The sequence below is a fragment of the Burkholderia lata genome, assembly GCF_000012945.1.
In the GTDB taxonomy this organism is placed as follows: Bacteria; Pseudomonadota; Gammaproteobacteria; order Burkholderiales; family Burkholderiaceae; genus Burkholderia; species Burkholderia lata.
In genome coordinates this window covers 903,821-923,706 of record NC_007509.1, presented here as the reverse complement: position 1 = coordinate 923,706, position 19,886 = coordinate 903,821, and the positions used below count along the sequence as shown (strand labels likewise).

18 protein-coding genes are annotated in these 19,886 nt (G+C 65.1%); 15 read left to right on the top strand and 3 right to left on the bottom strand.

From position 1 onward, the window contains the following. The first annotated feature begins 332 nt into the window (after positions 1–332). The 13 genes from BCEP18194_RS03935 (at position 333) to BCEP18194_RS03875 (ending at position 15,572) form a co-directional block, all read left to right on the top strand. The gene (locus BCEP18194_RS03935; RefSeq protein WP_041492642.1) at positions 333–1,373 is read left to right on the top strand and encodes an LLM class flavin-dependent oxidoreductase; all 1,041 of its coding nucleotides are present in this window, start codon (positions 333–335) and stop codon (positions 1,371–1,373) included. A gap of 74 nt (positions 1,374–1,447) precedes the next feature. Continuing rightward, positions 1,448–2,140, top strand: coding sequence for an energy transducer TonB (locus tag BCEP18194_RS03930; RefSeq protein WP_011350013.1), 693 nt, complete (start codon positions 1,448–1,450; stop codon positions 2,138–2,140). A gap of 68 nt (positions 2,141–2,208) precedes the next feature. After that, complete coding sequence (locus tag BCEP18194_RS03925) at positions 2,209–3,144, top strand: MotA/TolQ/ExbB proton channel family protein (protein ID WP_011350012.1); 936 nt, start codon at positions 2,209–2,211, stop codon at positions 3,142–3,144. A gap of 12 nt (positions 3,145–3,156) precedes the next feature. Next, positions 3,157–3,579 (top strand): ExbD/TolR family protein, encoded by a 423-nt coding sequence (locus BCEP18194_RS03920; RefSeq protein WP_011350011.1) that lies wholly within the window; start codon positions 3,157–3,159, stop codon positions 3,577–3,579. A gap of 12 nt (positions 3,580–3,591) precedes the next feature. Further along, entirely contained in the window at positions 3,592–4,023 is a 432-nt protein-coding gene (locus BCEP18194_RS03915) for an ExbD/TolR family protein (RefSeq protein ID WP_011350010.1), read from the top strand. 678 nt (positions 4,024–4,701) lie between these two features. Beyond that, positions 4,702–7,086, top strand: a complete 2,385-nt coding sequence (locus BCEP18194_RS03910) for a TonB-dependent receptor plug domain-containing protein (RefSeq protein WP_244272788.1) — start codon at positions 4,702–4,704, stop codon at positions 7,084–7,086. Positions 7,087–7,123: 37 nt separating this feature from the next. Beyond that, positions 7,124–7,927, top strand: a complete 804-nt coding sequence (locus tag BCEP18194_RS03905) for a 2OG-Fe(II) oxygenase (RefSeq protein WP_011350008.1) — start codon at positions 7,124–7,126, stop codon at positions 7,925–7,927. Between the two features lie 2 nt (positions 7,928–7,929). Continuing rightward, complete coding sequence (locus tag BCEP18194_RS03900) at positions 7,930–8,640, top strand: hypothetical protein (protein ID WP_011350007.1); 711 nt, start codon at positions 7,930–7,932, stop codon at positions 8,638–8,640. Further along, complete coding sequence (locus BCEP18194_RS03895; protein ID WP_011350006.1) at positions 8,633–9,991, top strand: MFS transporter; 1,359 nt, start codon at positions 8,633–8,635, stop codon at positions 9,989–9,991. Before BCEP18194_RS03900 ends, BCEP18194_RS03895 begins: the two co-directional genes overlap by 8 nt. Before the next feature lie 364 nt (positions 9,992–10,355). Next, positions 10,356–13,067, top strand: a complete 2,712-nt coding sequence (locus BCEP18194_RS03890; RefSeq protein WP_011350004.1) for a TonB-dependent receptor — start codon at positions 10,356–10,358, stop codon at positions 13,065–13,067. Between the two features lie 340 nt (positions 13,068–13,407). Then, positions 13,408–14,244, top strand: coding sequence for an IclR family transcriptional regulator (locus BCEP18194_RS03885; RefSeq protein WP_041492639.1), 837 nt, complete (start codon positions 13,408–13,410; stop codon positions 14,242–14,244). Between the two features lie 7 nt (positions 14,245–14,251). Further along, positions 14,252–15,040, top strand: a complete 789-nt coding sequence (locus tag BCEP18194_RS03880; protein WP_011350002.1) for an IclR family transcriptional regulator — start codon at positions 14,252–14,254, stop codon at positions 15,038–15,040. Positions 15,041–15,158: 118 nt separating this feature from the next. Then, the gene (locus BCEP18194_RS03875) at positions 15,159–15,572 is read left to right on the top strand and encodes a YybH family protein (RefSeq protein ID WP_011350001.1); all 414 of its coding nucleotides are present in this window, start codon (positions 15,159–15,161) and stop codon (positions 15,570–15,572) included. Between the two features lie 40 nt (positions 15,573–15,612). Here the strand turns inward: BCEP18194_RS03875 and BCEP18194_RS03870 are convergent, their stop codons facing one another. Further along, positions 15,613–16,524, bottom strand: a complete 912-nt coding sequence (locus BCEP18194_RS03870; protein ID WP_011350000.1) for an alpha/beta fold hydrolase — start codon at positions 16,522–16,524, stop codon at positions 15,613–15,615. Positions 16,525–16,616: 92 nt separating this feature from the next. Between BCEP18194_RS03870 and BCEP18194_RS03865 the strand changes: the two genes are divergently transcribed. Further along, the gene (locus BCEP18194_RS03865) at positions 16,617–16,832 is read left to right on the top strand and encodes a hypothetical protein (RefSeq protein ID WP_041492485.1); all 216 of its coding nucleotides are present in this window, start codon (positions 16,617–16,619) and stop codon (positions 16,830–16,832) included. A gap of 190 nt (positions 16,833–17,022) precedes the next feature. Continuing rightward, positions 17,023–17,655 carry a TetR/AcrR family transcriptional regulator gene (locus BCEP18194_RS03860; protein ID WP_011349999.1) on the top strand — a complete coding sequence of 211 codons (633 nt, stop codon included), beginning with the start codon at positions 17,023–17,025 and terminating at the stop codon, positions 17,653–17,655. A gap of 50 nt (positions 17,656–17,705) precedes the next feature. Here the strand turns inward: BCEP18194_RS03860 and BCEP18194_RS03855 are convergent, their stop codons facing one another. Both BCEP18194_RS03855 and BCEP18194_RS03850 read right to left on the bottom strand, forming a co-directional pair. Beyond that, positions 17,706–18,617 (bottom strand): alpha/beta fold hydrolase, encoded by a 912-nt coding sequence (locus tag BCEP18194_RS03855; RefSeq protein ID WP_011349998.1) that lies wholly within the window; start codon positions 18,615–18,617, stop codon positions 17,706–17,708. Between the two features lie 133 nt (positions 18,618–18,750). Then, positions 18,751–19,860: a porin gene (locus BCEP18194_RS03850; protein ID WP_011349997.1), complete on the bottom strand. Its 1,110-nt coding sequence runs from the start codon at positions 19,858–19,860 to the stop codon at positions 18,751–18,753. Positions 19,861–19,886: the final 26 nt, after the last annotated feature.

The following is a 19,886-nucleotide window of genomic DNA, read 5'->3' as shown; positions in this document are numbered from 1 at the left end:
TCGACCTGCCGCCACGTCGAACCCGTCCGTCGCGGGTTTCCGCACTGTCGCTTCCTTTCCGTGACCGGATGCGCACCGAATCGTCCCGCAGCAATCGCGAATTCCATTATTGATGCGCGCGCTATCTGTCTCGATGCGCGCGTCATATCCATAGAAGAAATGACCGCAACGCGGCAGTCGCACGTTCTCCATAATCGAAGACTCGTGTGAAGTTGTCTGTCCCTTCCACGCTTCCTCACGACAGCTTGAATCCGATGTGCTCGGCCATTCGCGAGGTCGAGCCCGATGTCTCATTGCCTTTCGATTTTCGACCGATTGCGAAGGATACGAAAGTGAGCAACGTACGCATTGATCAGATTGCCTTCCTGGCAACGGGAAATTACGCCGGCGAAGATGCGGCGGCGGGATTCGAGCGGACGCTCGAGCTGTTCCATGCCGGCGAGGCGCTCGGCTACGACGGTGCCTGGATACGGCAACGCCATCTCGAGCGCGCCGTCTCGTCGGCCACCACGTTTCTCGCGGCGGCGAGCCAGCGCACGACCCGGATCGGCCTGGGCGCGGCGGTCATCCAGATGGGATACGAGAATCCGTTCCGGCTGGCCGAGGACCTCGCCACCGTCGACGTGCTCTCGCGCGGACGGCTCCAGGTCGGACTCAGCGCGGGTGCGCCGATTCACGGCGCGCTGCTGGGCGAACGCCTGTTCGACACCGATCCGGAGCGGGTCGACTTCTCGCATGCGCGCCTGGCCCGGCTGCGCCGCAATCTCGCCGGCGACTGGCTCGGCGACGAAGACACCTTTGTGGAATCGGCCGCCGGCCGGGTCCGGCCACGCGTGAGCCCCTTTGCGCCGGGCTTGACGGGCCGGCTCTGGTACGGCGGAGGGTCCAGGCGGTCGGCCGAATGGGCCGCCCGGAACGGCTTCAACCTGTTGATCGCCAACGTGACCGCGGGCGAGGGCACCGACAGCCATATCGACGCCCAGTTGCGGCAACTGGCGCTGTATCGCGACCATTGGCATGAGGCCCACGCACCGCGTATCTCGCTGGGGCGCGTGATCGTCCCGACCGACGGTGCGAGCGCGAAAGATCGCGAACGCTATCGCGCGTTTGCCGACGGGCGTCATGCTCGCACGCTGGCACCGCAGGGCGAGCGACGCACGCTGTACGCGCCGGATCTCGTCGGCACCTCGGACGAAATCCTGGAGCGGCTGCTGGCCGATCCGGTGGTCGAGCAGGTGCAGGAACTGCGTGTCGAACTGCCCTACGACCTGACGTTCGAGAATTATCTGCAGATTCTCGACGATGTCATGACGCGACTCGCGCCGGCACTCGGCTGGCGTCCCGCCGATCGGCGCGAACCGGTTGCGGCCTGACCGGCGGCGCGCCTGCGGACCGGCGAACGCGAAACCCGCGCCGGACGCCCGACCTCATTGGCCTTGGACTGAACATGACAACCGCCTCTCCCTCCCGACTCGCGGCAATCGGCCGTCCGCGCGAGTTCGGCAAAAGACAGACCCACCCCGTGCGCCGCTTCGGCGGCATCGCGATCGCCATCGCGCTGCATCTCGTCCTGATATGGGCGCTCGTGAACGGCCTGGCGACCCGGGTCGTCCAGATCGTCCAGCAGCCGATCGAGGCCCGCATCATCGTCCCGGTGAAACCGCCGCCGCCCCCGCCGCCGAAGCCGGTCGAAAAGGTCGTGTCGAAGCCGCGGGTGACCGCGCCGCCGCCGCCGTTCGTGCCGCCGCCCGGGGTGCGCGTGCAGGCCCCGCCGCCCGCCACCATCACGCATCAGGACGCGCCGGCCCCGACCGCACCGGTACATGAAGCCCCGCCCGTACCCGCACCCGTACCGGTTGCCAAGCCGGTGAACCGCGAGATTGGCGTGGTCTGCCCGAATTCGGACGAGGTTCGCGCGTCGATCGCCTATCCGCCGGAGGCGCAGGACAACAACATCACGGGTGACGTGACCGTCGAATTCACCGTCGACCCGGACGGCCGCGTCACGAACCTGCGGGTCGCGCAGCCGGCGGATCCGGTGCTCAATCGTGCCGCGCTGAATGCGGTCAAGCGCTTCAACTGTATCGCCCAGGGGCAATCCGTGCGTGTGCGGGTACCGTTTTCCTTCAACCTGAACTGAGGCGGGACAGGCAAGGCGGTGGACACCGCCTGCTTTCCGAATCGATCCATCATGTCTATGGAGTCCTTATGAAAAAGCATATTCGGGCCGCACTGGCGGCAGGTCTGTTGATTGCCGCCGGCGTGGGCGGCGCGCTGGTCGCCTCGCCATCGGTGCTGGCACAGGAGACGACGGCGACATCGGTCCGAGCCGCATCCGGTGCATTGCCGATCGCGGCGGCGCCGGCTGCTTCGAATGGATCGGAACGCCCGGTGCCGCCACCCGAACCCGCGACGTCGGCAACCGTCGAGAACCCGTACGGCCTGGGGGCCCTGTGGGCAAATGGCGACTTCGTGGCCCGCTTCGTGCTGGCGCTGCTCGTGGTCATGTCGCTCGGCAGCTGGTACGTCATGGTCACCAAGTTCATCGAGCAGGCGCGTGCGAACAGCCGGGCGAAGTCGGCCGACGAACAGGTCTGGAATGCGCCGACGCTGGCCGAAGGCACGGCCCAGCTCGACGATGCGTCGCCGTTTCGCTTCATCGCCGAGAACGCGATCGAGGCGGGAGAGCACCACGACTCGGCGCTGCTCGATTCGGTCGACCGCAACACCTGGATCGAGCTGAACATCGAGCGTTCGATCACCAACGTCTCGAACCGCTTGCAGGACGGCCTCGCGTTTCTGGGCACGGTGGGGTCCACCGCGCCGTTCGTCGGGCTGTTCGGTACGGTGTGGGGCATCTATCACGCGCTGACGGCGATCGGTATCGCGGGCCAGGCGTCGATCGACAAGGTCGCGGGGCCGGTGGGCGAAGCGCTGATCATGACCGCGATCGGTCTGGCGGTGGCCGTGCCGGCCGTGCTCGGCTACAACTTCCTCGTGCGCCGCAACAAGTCCGTGATGGAGCGTGTGCGCAACTTCGGCGCGCAACTGCATACAGTATTGCTCGCGGGCGGCAGACGGGCCGCGGGCCGCATCGCGCCGGCGGCAGCACCGTCGCCGCAGGCGCTGGCCGTTCAATCCTGAGCGGAGTCGGCCATGGCCATCAGCGTTGGCGGTGACGATAACGACGAGGTGATCTCGGCGATCAACACGACGCCGCTCGTGGACGTGATGCTGGTGTTGCTGATCATCTTCCTGATCACGATCCCGGTGGTGACGCACACGATCCAGGTGCAGTTGCCGGCGGAGCGGATACAGCCGCTGCAGACCCAACCGAAAAGCATCGAGATCGCCGTGAACCGGCAGGGCGAGCTCTTCTGGGGAACCGAGCATGTGAACCTTCAGGCGCTGGTGTCGCGCCTGAAGGAGATTTCGGCGCAGACGCCGCAACCGGACGTGCACGTACGCGGCGATCAGGCGACGCCGTATCGGTACATCGGCCAGGTCGTCACCGCATGCGAGCGGGCCGGGGTCGTCAAGATCGCCTTCATCACGGAGCCGCCCGCACGCGGGGGCTAGGGAGTTCGAACGATGGGTATGAACGTGGGCGCCGGACGGAGCAACGACGATCCGGACGTGATGGTGGACATCAACACCACGCCGTTGATCGACGTCATGCTGGTGCTGCTGATCATGTTGATCATCACGATCCCGATCCAGATGCACTCGGTGAAGATGAACCTGCCGGTGGGAAACCCGCCGCCGCCGCCGCATCCGCCCCAGGTGGTGCAGATCGACATCGGCGCGGACGGATCGGTCAACTGGAACGGCTCGCCCGTGAACGGGCCGGCCGGGCTGGGGGCGAAGTTCCGCGAAATCGCGGCCGAAGCCGACCAGGACGAGATCCGGCTGCGGCCGGACCAGGCGGCGCCTTACCGCGCGGTGGCCGAGGTGCTGGCGTCGGCACAGCGCGAAGGCGCGACGAAGATCGGCCTGATCGGCAACGAGCAATACATGCAGTGACGATCCGAAATAAAAACACGACGGATGGAATCGTATCCCGCCGGGTCGCACGAGACTGCCGTTTCAGCCGGACAGGCCGGCTTCCACGCGGGATAGCGGAATCGTGATCGCGAGGTGATCGAGACGCTCGCTCATCGAGATCCGGAGGAGCGGATCTCGATGCGGCAGTGGTCTCGCCATCGATCCCGATTGAAAACCCGACGCGCCCCCCATCGACGGAAACGACTCGACGCCGCCCAAGGCCGCGAGCCTGCCACCCTTCCGCCATCGCAATGATGTCGGTATTGCCGCGATCGTTTCCGCCGCAGTGGTTCAGACAGGCAATGCGCAGCACGTCGAGAAAAATCGACATTTCACAAATATGCGCATATTCGCTTCAATTATTCAATTCGGCCATTTCATACGAGCGTCGGTCTGACTGACGTCATTTCTCTTCGACACACAATCGCGACATTATCGAAGCCATTGCGTAATCGCACGCAAGGCCGGTGTCGGGCATTTAAATTGGTAAATGAAAATATGCATTTGTTATTTAACAAAATGTTTCACCGGGAGGATGATGCGTCACGCACTGAAATCAAAACAAACGAGAAGCGTGACGCGAGAATGGAACGACACCTTGCGGCTCGCTGAAATGAGGGCTTCGCAGTGGTTTATCAGAGAAACGACAATGCGCGCGTGACGTATCCCCGTCGCCGCTCGCTGGCGCTGGCCGCCTATTGGATTACCGCCAGCGGCGCCGCGTGGGCGCAGGGCAGTACGCCAAACCCGACGCCCGCCGGCGGTGCCCAGGACGTTGTCGTGACCGTCCAGGACGTCGTCGTCACGACCGGTACGCGTGAAAGTGCACGGAAAATGCGCGATGCCGCTGCCCCGGTGGAAGTGATCGGCGGCGACGCGCTGCGGCGCACCGGGCAGGGCAACCTGCGCGATGCGCTCGTCCAGCTGTCGCCGTCGATCGCGCGCCAGGCGATGCGTGGCGATGCGGGCAACCTGACCAGCGCGCTGACATTGCACGGGCTGAGCCCCGACTACGTGCTCGTGCTCGTGAACGGCAAGCGCCGCCATTCGACCGCGAATGTGTCGCTGAACCGCGGGCCGCAGCAAGGCTCGACCGGGGTCGACGTCGACCTGATTCCGGTCGCGGCGATCGATCACGTCGAGATTCTCCGCGACGGCGCATCCGCGCAATACGGCTCGGATGCGATTGCCGGCGTGATCAACGTCATCCTCAAGTCGGACTACAAGGGCGGTGAACTGTCCAACACCACCGGGCAGACCTATCAAGGCGACGGCCTCGCGCAGAACAATGCGGCCAACATCGGGCTGCGGCTCGGCGATGCGGGCTATCTCGACCTGAGCGCCGAATACAACCGGCAGAATCATACGGTGCGAACCGGCGCCGATCCGCGAACCGGCCAGAACGACAACCTGATTCTCGGGTCGCCGGCCAGCACGCGGGAGTCGGTCGCATTCAACGCGGGCTACCTGCTCGAAGGCGGCGCGAAGCTGTACGGCTTCGGCACGTATGCGCACCGGAACGGCAGCAGCTACCAGAACTACCGGTTGCCGTCGGTGCTGCCGACCCTCTATCCGAACGGTTTCACCCCGCAGGAGACGCTCAACGAAAACGACTTCTCGTTGACCGCGGGCGTGAAAGGCGACCGGCTGCTCGGCTGGGCATGGGATATCAGCTCGACCTACGGCCGCGACAACATCGGCATCGGCATGGTCAATTCGGCGAACACGAGCCTGTTCGCCGCGACCGGATCGACGCCGACCGGCTTTCGCCTGTCGACCTTCACGAGCACGCAGTGGACCAACAACCTGGACCTGACGCGCGCATTCCACCTGCCGTTGCTGCCCGCGCCGCTCAACGTGTCGGTCGGCGTCGAGCATCGCCACGAAAGCTATACGGTCGGCGAGGGCGATCCGGCATCGACCTATGGCGCGGGTAGTCAGGCATTGCCGGGCCTGTCGCCGCTCAGTGCGCTGTCGAAATCGCGCGAGGTGCTCGGCACCTACATCGATCTCGCGACCCGGCCTGCGCCGAACTGGCAGGTGGATCTCGCGGGGCGCTTCGAGCATTACAACGATGTCGGCAGCACCGCCAACGGCAAGGTCTCGACGCGCTACGACATCACGCCGCGCATCGCGGTTCGCGGCAGCGTCGGCACCGGCTTTCGTGCGCCGTCGCTCGCGCAGCAATACTTCACGAACCTGAACATCTCGCCGCTTTCCGCATACGGGCAGCTGGCACCGAACTCACAGGCCGCACGCAACCTCGGCGCGACGCCGCTCAAACCGGAGAAGTCGACCAACTTCGATATCGGGCTCGTGCTTAACCCGCTGCCGAACCTGAACGTGACGATCGATGCGTACCAGATCAACATCCGTGACCGGATCGTGCAGGGCGGCACCTATAGCGGACAGTCCGCGATCGATGCACTGACGCAGGCCGGCATCACGTTGCCGGCGGGCTTGCCGTCCGTGACGGCGAACTATTTCACGAATGGCGTGAATACGCGCACGCGCGGCGTCGACATCCTGGCCACGTATCACAGCAACTTCGCGCGGTGGGGTTCCGTCGACTGGGATCTCGGCATCAACTTCAACACGACGAGCGTGACGAGCGTGGGCCGCGACACCAACGGCAACACGCTGCTCAACGCGCAGCAGGTCGGCTACATCACGTCGTCGACGCCGAAGAACAAGATCATCGTCGGCGGCACCTGGCACCGTGACAAATGGGCTCTGAGCCTGCATGAAACGCGTTACGGCCCGACCTCCGGCGAAGAGAGCTACTGGAGCGGCCCAAATGCCTATTCGACGACGCGCTTCGCCCATTTCACGAACGCGGCGAGGTACGTCACCGACGTCGAGCTCCGTTATGCGATGACGCGCAAGTTCGAAATCGCGGTGGGCGCGAACAACCTGTTCAACGTGTACCCGAGCAAGCTGCCGGCGGAGAACCAGTTCCTCGGCACGCAGTACGACATCGTGTCATCGCCGATCGGCATCAACGGCGGGTTCTATTACCTGCGCGCCCGTTACCTGCTCTGATGCGCGCGGTTCCTTCACTCCTTCAAACCATCACGCCATGAACCGACCGGAAGAGGTTGACCATGCAGTGATCGACGTCGACGAAGCGTCGCTGTCCGCCGATCACATTCTCGATTTGTGCAAAGGCACTGCGCTCGCGATACGCATTCGTGCGTTCACGCCGCCGGCGGTCATCCGGCGAGCGGAGGCGCAACTGTTTTCCCATCCCGAACGGGGGGCGCTTGGCCATGCCGTCGAATTTACCCGGCTCGGCATCGCGTACGCGGAGGTGCGATCCGACGAGGTCAGGCAGGCGTACCACCGGCATGCACGCGCCAATATCGAGCGCGTTCGCGCGCTGTTCGGCGAGCTGGCGTCGCCGGTCGACCGGTTCCGCACCCTGCTCGACGACGCGTGGCCCGAAGGGGCGAGGCTGCTGAGCGTCGACGGGCGCAAGTGCTTCGTCGGCGTGTGCCGTTACCTGACACCCGGCGTGGATCTCGAGCCGCACATCGACAACCTGGAATGGACGCTGCCTGCGGGCACCGGTTGGACGCTGCAGTATCAACTGTCGGCCAACCTCTATCTGCAGGTGCCCCCGCACGGCGGCGAGCTGGAACTCTGGCGCATCGCGCCTGATTCTCGCGAATACGAAACGCTCAAGGGCGATCGCCACTACGGGATCGGCCGCGAGCGGGTGGGTGCGCCCGACCTCGTGATCAAGCCGGAGGCGGGCGACCTGATCTTCCTGAATCCGCGTTTCATTCACGCGGTTCGCCCTGTCCGGGGCACCGACCGAGTCACGTTGAGTGCCTTCGTCGGCATCCGATCCGTAACCGAACCCTTAGTTTACTGGAGCTGACCATGTACAAGGTTTCATTGCAGGCACAAGGAAAATTTCAGGCGCACGAGTACGTCGGCAAAACGGCACTGCTGCTGATCAGTGTCGGCAAGGAATATCACGAAGGCGAAAAACTGGCGGCGACGGTCGACAAGATCAACGTGGCGGGATTCGGGCAATGCGTGATCGGCGTGGCCGATACGTTGCAGCGCCACAACTACGTGACCGGCTCCGCGCACAGCAACTATCAGAAAAGCCGCGACCGCGGCGACGCGTGGCTCCGGGACCACAGCGACACCCTCGCGAAACTGTCGATGCGGCGCGAGATCCTGCGATGGGATGACCTGCTGCGCCGCGACGACTACTCGCAGTATTACCATCTGATCACGAACGAGTACTACTCGAATCACGAATACCGGCACGCGATCAACGACACCATCGGCGTGTTTGCCGAGAGAAACGGGCTCGTGCAAGGCACGCCTGAACACGAGGCCGCATTCTATCGCTCGCTCTTCTACATTCTCGAGGAATGCCCGATCATCATGCCGATGTGGGCGCAGGACGGCGTCGATTTCATCATCTACCCGAAGCAGATGACCGCCGCGATGAGCAAGACCCGCGAGATTTTCGTGCAGCAGGGGAGCGATACCCGCGCCAACTGGCTGGCGGTCAAGTTCAAGAAAAAGTCGCAGTCGAATTCAGAAGAAGACACCGAGGCACTGGCGCATGAGTAATTCATCGAGCAAGGTACGGAAATACGTCGGGCTGACCGGCATCTGTATCGCGAGCTTCCTGGGATGTATCGATCTCACGGTCGTCAACACGATTCTTCCGGCGATCGGCCGCGATTTTTCGATCCCGATCCAGACGACGCAATGGATCACGTCCATCTTCATGGTCGCGCTATCCGCGTTCATGGTGCCGGTGGCGACGCTCGCAGACAACCTGGGCCGCAAGAAGCTGCTGATCATTGGCCTCGTGATCTTCGGCGCGGCGTCGTTGTTCGCGGGCCTCGCGCATCAGTTCTGGCTGCTGGTGGCGTTCCGCTTCCTGCAGGGCATCGGTTGCGCGATCCTCTACACGGTATCGGGGGCGATCGTCAGCTATACGTTCGACGAGAGCGAGCAGGGCAAGGCGCTGGGGATCCTGTTCGGCGCCAACGGCGTCGGGCTCGCGCTCGGCCCGATCATCGGCGGCCTGTTCGCCGGTGCACTCGACTGGCACGACGCGTTCCTGATCAACATTCCGTTCATCGTGATCAGCCTGGCACTCTGTGCATGGGCGATACCGGAGTTCAAGGCGCAGGCGCGCAAGCGCATCGACGTGACGGGATGCCTGTTGCTGGTTGTCGGCCTGACCACGCTCGTCAGCTATCTGTCGATCGACGGTGGCCGGTTCACGCTCGGGCTGCTGCCGGTGTCGCTCGTGGCCCTGGCGCTGTTCGTCTGGCATGAGTTGCGCACGCGCGATCCGATCGTCGAGTTTCATTTCTTCCGCGAACCGAGGTTCCTGTCCGCGCTGCTCGCGACGTTCTTTCTCGCGTTCTTCTACTGCATCGTGCTGCTCACGCTGCCGATCTTCTTTTCGACCCAGCTCCACAAGAGCGACATCACCATCGGGCTGTTCCTGCTGCCGGCTACCATCACGTTCTCCATCGCGTCGTCCTGGATCGGCGGCCGCAGCGAACGGCTCGGCCCGTCGCGGGTGATCGTGACCGGCCTGGCGCTGTTCGTCGTCGCGTCGATCCTGCTGTCGGTCGCCGCGCGACAGCCCGATGCAAGCTGGTTCATCGTTCCGCTGCTGCTGTTCGGTATCGGCTGGGGCGCGATACTCGGGCCCTCGACCCTGGTGGCGCTGGGCGCGCTCCCTCGCGAAAAGGCAGCCGTGGCGATGGGGACGTCGTGGACGGTGCACAACGTGGGCGGCGCGAGCGGTATTGCGTTCGCCATTTTCCTGATGCGGCACGTCGACGATTTCCGGCAGGGCTACCAGACGCTGATGCTGGCGCTCGCGGCCATCATCCTCGCTGCCGGTGCGCTGTACCACCTCCTGTCGCGCGAGTCGGTCGCGGTGGCGATCGACTGACCGGCCGTCGGGCACGCGGCTCGCGAGTGACCACGCGAGCAGGCCCGGATCCAATGCGGGCGAGTGTCCGGGCGGTTGCCGGACACGCGTTCCATTGCTCGACAGGTGCGCGACCCGGATCGAGCGATCACGCATGCTTGCGCATGCGGGCGTTCCGAACGGCTTCGACTTGATGCGACGGGCGCTGCCGATGCAGCGCCCATGTCACCCGCATTGCGTGGCATTGAGCAAGGCGCCCGCAACGTGGCCGGCAGAATCGTGAGTCAGGACGATCCGCATCATTCGCATCAATTCGGATATCTAAATAGAGTCCATTCCACAATACCTACCGGCATTGCCGGCGAATGAGCGCGAGAACGAGAAGATGAAGCGAAGCGTGGTGATGTTGCTGACGGCCGCAGGGGCGTGGTGCGCCTCCATTGCGATACCTGAAGCGTCCGCCTGGGCGCAGAACCTGCCGGCGCCCGACGCATCGGCGTCGGCGGTGGCCGTGCCGGCAGTACCGGCATCGGGCGCGCACGACGCGCTGACGGTCAAGCGTTTCGAAGTGACGGGATCGTTGATCCGCAGCGCCGACAAGGTCGGTTTCAACCAGGTCCAGACGATCACGGCGAAGGATATCGTGAACAGCGGCCAGACGACGGTCGCCGACTATCTGCGCAGCGTGACGGCCAATTCATCGAGTAGCTGGGGGGACGGCTCGGCGGCGACGTCCAACTTCGCGGTTGGCGGAGCAGGCATCGCGTTGCGCGGGCTGAGCGAAAAATACACGCTGGTGCTCGTCGATGGCCAGCGCGTCGCCCCGTATGCTTACGCGGCCAACGGCACCGATCAGTTCTTCGACCTGAACACGCTGCCGCTCAACATCATCGACAGGATCGAGATCGTCAAGACGGGCGCGGTGTCGCAGTATGGCTCGGACGCCGTCGCCGGTGTCGTGAACATCATTACGAAGAAGAACTACCAGGGGCTGGAGCTATCCGGCGCCTATGGCGGCGCGACGAACGGCGGCGGAGGCGCGGGCACGACCCGGTTCGGCCTGCTCGGCGGCTTCGGCGACCTCCACGCGGATCGCTTCAACGTGACGGCGGCGCTCAGCTACTACAAGAACAATGGCGTGCTCGCGTCCGACCGGGACATGACGGAGAACCAGAATTTCTCGAACTACCCGGGCGGCCTGTCCAACCAGTCGACTTCGTACTGGGCGAGGGCGAACGGCAACGTGCCGCTCGATCCGTGTGCGTATGGCGGTCACGTCGTACCCGGCAACGCGAATTCGCAGTCGTTCGGTGCGGGCGGCACGATCTGCCAGCGCAACACGGCGGGCGCGTCGTCGCTCGTGCCGTGGACCGAGCGCCTGAGCGCGAAGCTGCATGGCGAGTTCAGGATCGACGATGCGACGCAGGCGTTCGCCGATCTGTGGGAGAGCAACAATACGACGGTCGCGAACCGGGGCGTCGGCCGCCTGACGACCAGTACGCAGACCTACGATCCGGCGACGGGCAGCGTTTCGCTGGTCTCGAACGTCGTGCCGGCCGGCAATCCATTCAACCCGTTCGGCGTGCCGACGCAGTTGCGCTATGCGTTTCCGGCGTCGCAATCCGTGCACGTCAGTTCGAATTACTGGCGTGCCGCGACGGGCGTGAAAGGCACGTTCGCGTTGCCGTCGGCCGGCGACTGGGACTGGAGCGCGTCGTATGCCCATTCGCAGGACACGGTCTCGCAGAACTATTCGAACCAGATGAGCGCCAGTGCGCTGACGAACATCATTCAGAACGGCGGCTTCGATTTCTCCAATCCGTCCGCAACGCCGAACGGACTGAACGGCCTTTACCAGAGCACGTCGAATCAGGCGATCACGAAGCTCGATGTGCTGGATGCGACGCTGTCGAGCCCGAACCTGTTCGCGCTGCCGACGGGCAACGTGGGCCTGGGGCTGGGCGCACAGTTCATGCATCAGAGCCAGTACATCGGCACGGGTGCGGGCTGGGCGAGCGGCCAGTTGACGTCGCCGTCGATCCAGTCTGTCAACGGCGAGCGCAACGTCTCGGCGGTCTATTACCAGATCGACGTTCCGCTGCTGAAGACGCTGACGTTCAGCCAGTCGGGCCGCTACGATCACTACAGCGACTTCGGCGGGGCGTTTTCGCCGCGGTTCGCGCTGCGCTTTCAGCCGGTGCGGGAATTCACGGTGTACGGTTCATACAATCGCGGCTTCCGTGCGCCGACGCTGATCGAGAACACGTCGTCGCGGACCTTCGGTTCGCAGGGCGTGGTGGATGCGCGGGATCCGAACAATCCGGGGTCGTACAACATCGTCGAGGAAATTCGCGCGGGCAATCGCAGCTTGCAACCCGAGCGCACGAAAAACACCAACATCGGCTTCCAGTTTTCGCCGACGCGCACGACCGATATCGGGTTCGATTGGTACAAGATTCACATCGACAACGTGATCGGCACGGACGACGTGCAGGTCGTGGTCAACCAGAACGATCCGTCGCAGGTGGTCCGCAACGCCAACGGCAGCATCGCGTATGTCACGCTGCCCTATCGCAACCTGTCGTCGCTCGACACCGATGGCTTCGAAGCCACATTCCGCCAGACGGTCGCGACGACGATCGGCACCTTTACGCTGTCCGGCGACTGGGCCTATGTGTGGCACTTCAAGATGCCGGTTGGCGGCGTGGAAAGGGATTTCGCCGGCAACAACGGTGCACTTCACCAGCCGTTCGGCGGCAGTTCCCCGCGCTGGAAAGGGAACACCGATCTGAGCTGGAACTATCACCGGTGGAACGCGACCCTGAGCTGGCTCTATGTCGGCCCATACGCGCAGTCGATTCTTGCGCCGGGCACGTACCCCGGCATGGCGGATGGCGTGGCGTCGTACAGCCAGTTCAACCTGATGGTCGGCTATACGGGATTCAAGCATTGGACGCTGTACGCGGGGATCGACAACCTCTTCAATCGAAAGCCGCCGTTCGATCCGGTATGGATGGCAGGGCCAACCGGCTACGACGCATCGCTCTATACGTACGTCGGGCGATTCGCGCAGGTGGGCGCGACGTATCGGTTCTGAGGGCTGCCGACGACGGTCACGCCCCGTTCAAATGCCGTCATGCGGCTTGATGTTCCGTACTTTGATTGATCCGGGGCGTGCATTGGGTCTCGCAATGGCCGGGCACGTACCGTCCTGTACTCGACAAGCCAGATCATTCACGTATCGGGCCGTTATTCCAAAGTACGGAACATATCGTCGCTACACTTTGACTCGATTCCCGTTGGCTCGTGTAATGCATGACGTCGGATAGCCGCACCTTGCGAGCAACCGGTCCACGCAGTTCATGGCCGCTTTCAGAGCCGAATCGAGACAAACGGAGCAATCGATGTCGCCGCAGGCAACCCGGGCAGCGCCGCGCATGTCAGCGCAGGAAGACGCGAATTGGCACGACGCGTCGATCGGAGACGGTGAGAGCCAGGATGGCGGGCACGCGTCCCGCGCGATGGTCGTGCCGCTCGCGCGCAGCCTCGCGATCCTGGCCGCGTTTTCGCCGCACGCGCCGTGGCTCGGCAACCAGGAGCTCGTGAGCGAAACGGGCATTCCGGCGCCGACGGTGTCGCGGATGGTGCGCTCGCTCGTCGCGCTCGGCTACCTTCACTATTCGCCGCAACGCCGCAAGTACCGGCTGGCGGCCCCCGTGCTGTCGCTCGGCTACGCGGCGATCGCGCATTCCAACGTTCAACTGCTCGCCCGCCTCGAAATGCAGGCGTTCGCGAACGCGAACGAAACCTACGTGATGCTCGGCACGCGCGACCGTCTCGACGTGATCGTGCTGGAAACCTGCGCGGGCAAGCCCGCCTCGGTCGATCTCAAGCTGCACGCAGGCACGCGGCTGCGCATTGCATCGTCGCCGATGGGCTGGGCGTTGCTCGCGGCGTTGCCGGAGCTCGAGCGCTTCTACCTGCTCGGCAACATCGAACGCAAGACGGGGCGCGACTGGCCCAACCTGCGTCGCCGCATCAGCGAAGGCATTTCCCAGGTGCACAACGTCGGCTATTGCATGTCGCTCGGCGAATGGGAGCCGGATCTCACGATTCTCGCCGTGCCGCTGGTCGTCCAGGATCACACGCCGCTCGTGCTGGCCTGTATCGGCCGCAGCGCGCGGCTGGGGCGCGCGCGGGTCGAGCGGGAACTCGGGCCGCGGCTGGTCGCCGCCGCGCAGCACTTGCAGGAGCAGGCAGTCGTGATCGACTGAATCGAACATGAATACCACCGACAAGCAACAGGGCGTCACGCTGACCGTCGAACGCGGGCTCGAAGTGCTCCACGCGTTCCGCGCGGTCCGCGCGCCGTTGTCCAACGCGGAGCTGGTGCGGCGCACCGGGCTGCCGAAAGCCACGGTGTCCCGCCTGACGACGACGCTGATCTCGATCGGCTATCTGCGCCGGGTGGGCGGCGGGCGCCAGTTCGAACTCAGCGCCGGTGCATTGAGCATCGGCCACGCGTATCTCGAAGCGAATCCCGTCACGCGTCTCGTCACGCCGGTGATGCAGAAGCTTGCCGACAAGCTGAACCTGTCGGTTGCGCTGGCCGTCCCGCATCGGCTCGACATGGTCTACATCGCGTGGCGCGCGAGCGCCCGGATCGCCACGCTGCGCCTGGGCGTCGGGTCGCTGTTGCCGATGGCATCGACCGCGGTCGGGCGCGCGTATCTGTACGCGCTGCCGGACGCGATGCGCGAGCCGCTGATCGCCGCGCTGCTCGAAGCGGCCGGCGACGATGCAGGCACGGTGCGCGAGAACCTCGAGGCGGCGTTCGAGGATCTGCGGCAGACGGGCGTCTGCATGTCGGTGGGCGAATATCAGCGCAATGCGTATGGCGTCGCGGTGCCGATCGTGGTCGGCCGGACCCGCACGTTGATGGCGCTGAATTGCGGCGCGGTGGAACTGGAGCCGGACATGGCGGCGATCCGCCAGCGCGTCGCGCCCGAACTGAAGACGGCGGCGGAAACGCTGTCCATGATCCTGAGCGATATCGACTGCGAGCCTTGATACGCATGTCATGAGGATGAGGTCGCGCACCGGCGGCATGCGCGATGGCACGCAATCATCTAACTAATGGTAGTTACTTTGACGTATTCGGCGGTTCCGAAACAAGGAGAAGTGGACGATGGTTGGAGTGAACGACGTTCCCGGCCCCGCGCTGGCGATCGTGCAGGCTGCGTGGAACGCGGCTGCGCAAGACTGGAATCCGGACGCGCTGGCCGGCGTCTATACGGCCGACGCATTGTTCTTCGGCGGCCGGCCCGGGCACTCGACCGGGCCTGACGCGATTCACGCGTACTTCGCGTCGTACGTCGGCGTGATCCGGTCGGCGACGCTGGACCTGGTGGAGCAGCACTTCATCCGGTTCGGCGACGACTGCTTTCTCGCGCAAGGCTACGGCGAATTCGCGTTCGTGCTCGGCGACGGCAATACGTCGCGCTCGCGGCTGCGCACGACGCTCGTGATCGCGTCGCAGGCGGGCGAATGGAAGATCCGCCAGCATCATTTCTCGGCGTCGCCGGAGACGCCGCCGATCTGAAGCGCATGGCCGATGTGGCGCGTGCCCCATCGGCGCAGACTCAGGCAGCGTTGACGTGACGCATCAGGAACGCCTCGGCGGCCTCGCCGAACACGTCGTTGCGATCGCCGGCGACCATGTGGCCCGCGGCGGCGACGTTCACGTATTCGGCGTGCGGGCAGAGTTCGAGAAATTCGCGCACGCCTGTTTCGCTGACCACGTCCGAACTGCCGCCGCGCACCAGCAGCGTGGGCAGCGTCAGGTTGCGTGCGCAGGCCGAGAAGCGGGCGTGACGCGACGGCAGGTCGATCGTGCGGGCCAGGAACTGCGGGTCCCAGTGCCAGTGATAGCGGCCGTCGTCGCCGAGCCGGACGTTCTTCGACAGGCCGGCCGGATTGCCCGGGCGCGTGCGGTTCGAGCGATAGCGGCCGATCGCATCGGCGACTTCGTCGAGCGAGCCGAACCCGTCGGCGTTCTGTGCCATGAAGGTGCGGATGCGTGCGACGCCGGTCGGTTCGGTGTACGGCACGATGTCGACGAGGATCAGCGCGCGCGCGTCGACCTGATGCTCGCCGATCGCGACGAGGCTCGTGCCGCCGCCCAGCGATGCGCCGATCAGCGCGGGGCGGCGCCCGCCGAGCGTGGCGACGATCTGGCGCAGATCGCGGACGAATGCATCCTGGTCGTAGTCGCCGTCGGCGCTCCAGTCGGAGTCTCCGTGTCCGCGCGCGTCGTAGGCGAGCGCGAAGTAGCCGGCGTCGGCCAGCCGTTCGCCCGTGCCGCCCCAGGCATGACGCGTCTGGCCGCCGCCGTGCAGCAACACGACCGGCGGCGCGTCCGGGTGCCCCCACGTATCGCCGGCGAGCCGCACGCCGTCCGCACCTTCCCACCGGTGCATCGGGTCGGGCGTGCCGGGAAGCCGGCTGCCGGAATTCGTCGGGGCGGGGGTGAACGGGGTGGTCGATGGATGCATGGGCGTGACGAGGTCGGCTGAAGGGGAAGGGCGGGCGGATCGGGCAGCCCGACGATGCTTCAAACTTCGCCGGTGCGGACGCGAGTGTCAACGTGCGCACGCGCGCCGTTCCGTACAGTGACGCCGCGCGCGGCATGCCGCTCGGCGCGCGTATCGAGGGTGACGGTGCGCGCGACGTCGAGCGGTTTCGCCTCAATCGGGAGATTCAGGCAATCGTGACGATGATGACGCGCACTCGGCACGCCGGCCGACGGCAACCCGATGCGCTGGCCCGCCTGGTGAAATTGGGCTACCCTCTCGAACATTAGTTTTGTACCGGATGGCGGTGGGCGAGAGGATCAGGCAGTATCGCGAGGACATGGCGCGCGCTGCCGCGGGGCCCGGCTCCGCCGATGCGGCACCCGGTTTCCTCATTCATCTTGATGCTTGATAACAGACGGCTGATACACGAACGTGCGTAAGAAAAATGTAAATCCCAGCGCGGATACGCGGGAAACCTTGTTGCGGCTCGCCGCGCGTTCCTTTGCGACGCAGGGCTATGCGGCGACGACGATGCGTTTCATCGCGGATCAGGCGGGGATCGAGGCGGCCAGCATCTACTATCACTTCTCGTCGAAGGAAGAGCTGGTCGACGTCGTGATGGAGCACGGTGCGGAGAGCATCGTGCAGCACATCAACGAGCACTTCGCGGCACTGCCGCCCGGTGCGACGGCCGACGCGCGTTTCAAGGCCGCGCTGATCGGGCAGATGAGCGCGCTGATCAAGTTCGGCGACTACGCGCTGGCGCACAGCCGGCTCCTGACCCAGCTTCCGGACAAGGTGCGGGAGCGCCAGGTCAAGCGGCGCGAGCGGCATCAGCAGCTCTGGACCGCGGTGTTCGACGACCTGCGCGCCGAAGGGTGGCTGCGCGAAGACGTCGACGACGCGCTGTGCCGCGTCTTCGTGCTCGGCTGCATCAACTCGGTCCAGACCTGGTTCGATCCGAAGAAAGGGTCGCTCGACCACGTCGCGGACCAGCTCGTCACGATGTTCTTCGAAGGTGTCCGGCCGGCCGCGAAGGCCCCTGCCGCAAAAGCCCCCGCCGCGAAAACGCGGCGCGGCAGCCGCAAGACGGAACTCGCCGCCTCCTGACCTCGCACTACCGCTGGCGGCCGGCCCTGCGCCACCGTGCGGCCGCCGCGTCAGGCGGCCGCGTGCAGCGGCATCGCCGGGTCGTGTGCCGCCTGGCGGGCGAGAAAGCGCAGCACGGCATGGGCGAACAGGTCGTAGGGTTCGCCGGCGACCGTATGGCCGGCATCCTGCACATCCGCATAGTCGGCGTGCGGGCACAGCTTCAGGAATTCGCGCGCGCCGTTCTGGCTGACGATCTCCGACGCTTCGCCGCGCACGAGCAGGGTCGGCAGCTTCAGGCGGCGGGCGCTCGCCGAAAAGCGTGCATGGCGGCGCGTCAGGTCGCGCGGCCACGCGAGAAAGAGCGGATCCCAATGCCACCGGTATTTGCCGTCGTCGTAGCGCAGGCTGCGGGTCACGCTTTCGTGCGACAGCGCATGCGCCGGCAGCGAACGATAGCGGCGGATCGCGTCGGCCGCTTCGTCGGGCGACCCGAACCCTTCCGCGGGCTGCCGCATGAACGAATGCAGGCGTGATGCGCCGTCGGGTTCGATATGGGGTGTGATGTTGACGAGCACGAGCGCCTGCGCGTCGAGATACCCTTCGCCGACGGCGAGCAGGGCCGTGCCGCCGCCCAGCCCGGCGCCGACCAGGATCGGCCGCCGGCCGTCGAGCGTGGCGACCACGCGCTCGAGATCGCGGATCATCGCGCCCTGGCTATAGTTGGCGGTCGGCGACCAGCTCGAATCCCCGTGGCCCCGCGCATCGAAGGCGATCGCATGAAAGCCGGCCTCGCCGAGCGATCGGGCCATGCCGGTCCACGCGTGGCGCGTCTGCCCGCTGCCGTGCAGCAGGATGACGGGCGTGCCGGTTGGGTCGCCCCATGCACTGCCCGCCAGTTGAATCCCGTCCCTGGTCTGCCACGTCCGTGGCGTGCCGGTCAGGCAAGCCGCGCGTGTTCCCGTCTTCATCGAAGTATTCATGATCCGTTGCTTCCCGCGTCGCGCTGCCGCGCCGCGCTGAAATCGACCCGTATGGGCATAAGGTCGCGTCGGCATGCAGCCGGGTCAATCGGGATCGATGAAACGTTCCGTACTCCGGTCGAATTGCGTGTGATCAGAACTTCTTGTTGATCCCGACGATGGTGCCGATGGTCGTGCCCCGCGTGCCGTACAACGCGTTGTCGATCGACAGCCCGGTTTTCTCGGTGCCGCGGTTGTTGGCCGCGCCGATCTCCCAGTACAGCGACGTCGCTTTCGACAGGAAATAGCGGGTCGTCAGTGCGCCCATGATCGAGCGGTTGTCCGAGTTGTGCGGGTCGCGGATGTACCACACGCCCGAGTTGATATCGAGCTGCGGAACCGGGTAGTAATCGAAGCCGAGATTCCATATGTTGTTGGTGCCGCCGTTCACGGCGCCGCCGGCGATCGTCGTGGGCACCTTGAAGCTGGTGAACGACCCCTTCACGGTGACCGGGCCGAAGGTGTAGCCCGCGCCGATCATGCGCCCGAAGAACGGCTGCTGGAACGCGGTGAGCGTCGCCGTGCTGTTCCCCGAGCTCGAGTCGTACATCGCCGCGTTGATGAAGAGCCCGCGATACGCGTAGCGCAGGGCGACCGAATACTGCTGCCCCGCGCGAATGTCGCCGGCGACACCGCCTGGCGCGTACATCGCGCGCGCGGAAAAGCCGGCGATCTGCGGGCTCGTATAGGTGATCGCGTTGGGATTGAACGTGCCCACGAACGTCTGGTCGGCATAGACCGAGAACGCGGTGCCGAACTGCCCGGCGTTGCGCGGATCGGATTCGTAGATCGCGAGCACGAACGGCGAATACTGCACGCCGGCCTTCAGTTCGCCGTAGCGGCCACTGAGCGCGAGCCACGCCTGCCGCCCGAAGAAGTTGCCGTTGCTGTTGTCGTTGCCGCCGTTGGCCACGCTGAAGCCGTTTTCCAGCTTGAAGGTCACCTTCATCCCGCCACCGAGGTCTTCCTGCCCGAGCAGGCCGAAATTGGACGGTTCCAGCCCGCCGTTGATCAGCCCGAACTGCTTGCCGCTGTTGCCGCCGGTCGCCGCATTGCGCGTCTTGCTGGTGTACAGGAAGCCCGTATCCAGCGTGCCGTAGAGCGTGACGCTGCTTTGCGCCCAGGTCCAGGCCGGCAGCATCGCGATGCCGAGTACGAGGATCGTTTTCTTCTTGAAGCAGCCGGGCATGGGGCGAACATTCATTTCGTTATCCGAATCTAATAATGGTC

Coding starts and splice junctions, on each gene's coding strand:
- BCEP18194_RS03885 (WP_041492639.1), top strand. CDS start 13,408: ATGTCAGCGCAGGAAGACGCGAATTGGCACGACGCGTCGATCGGAGAC.
- BCEP18194_RS03925 (WP_011350012.1), top strand. CDS start 2,209: ATGAAAAAGCATATTCGGGCCGCACTGGCGGCAGGTCTGTTGATTGCC.
- BCEP18194_RS03880 (WP_011350002.1), top strand. CDS start 14,252: ATGAATACCACCGACAAGCAACAGGGCGTCACGCTGACCGTCGAACGC.
- BCEP18194_RS03915 (WP_011350010.1), top strand. CDS start 3,592: ATGGGTATGAACGTGGGCGCCGGACGGAGCAACGACGATCCGGACGTG.
- BCEP18194_RS03870 (WP_011350000.1), bottom strand. CDS start 16,524: ATGCATCCATCGACCACCCCGTTCACCCCCGCCCCGACGAATTCCGGC.
- BCEP18194_RS03855 (WP_011349998.1), bottom strand. CDS start 18,617: ATGAATACTTCGATGAAGACGGGAACACGCGCGGCTTGCCTGACCGGC.
- BCEP18194_RS03850 (WP_011349997.1), bottom strand. CDS start 19,860: ATGAATGTTCGCCCCATGCCCGGCTGCTTCAAGAAGAAAACGATCCTC.
- BCEP18194_RS03895 (WP_011350006.1), top strand. CDS start 8,633: ATGAGTAATTCATCGAGCAAGGTACGGAAATACGTCGGGCTGACCGGC.
- BCEP18194_RS03905 (WP_011350008.1), top strand. CDS start 7,124: ATGAACCGACCGGAAGAGGTTGACCATGCAGTGATCGACGTCGACGAA.
- BCEP18194_RS03890 (WP_011350004.1), top strand. CDS start 10,356: ATGAAGCGAAGCGTGGTGATGTTGCTGACGGCCGCAGGGGCGTGGTGC.
- BCEP18194_RS03920 (WP_011350011.1), top strand. CDS start 3,157: ATGGCCATCAGCGTTGGCGGTGACGATAACGACGAGGTGATCTCGGCG.
- BCEP18194_RS03930 (WP_011350013.1), top strand. CDS start 1,448: ATGACAACCGCCTCTCCCTCCCGACTCGCGGCAATCGGCCGTCCGCGC.
- BCEP18194_RS03900 (WP_011350007.1), top strand. CDS start 7,930: ATGTACAAGGTTTCATTGCAGGCACAAGGAAAATTTCAGGCGCACGAG.
- BCEP18194_RS03875 (WP_011350001.1), top strand. CDS start 15,159: ATGGTTGGAGTGAACGACGTTCCCGGCCCCGCGCTGGCGATCGTGCAG.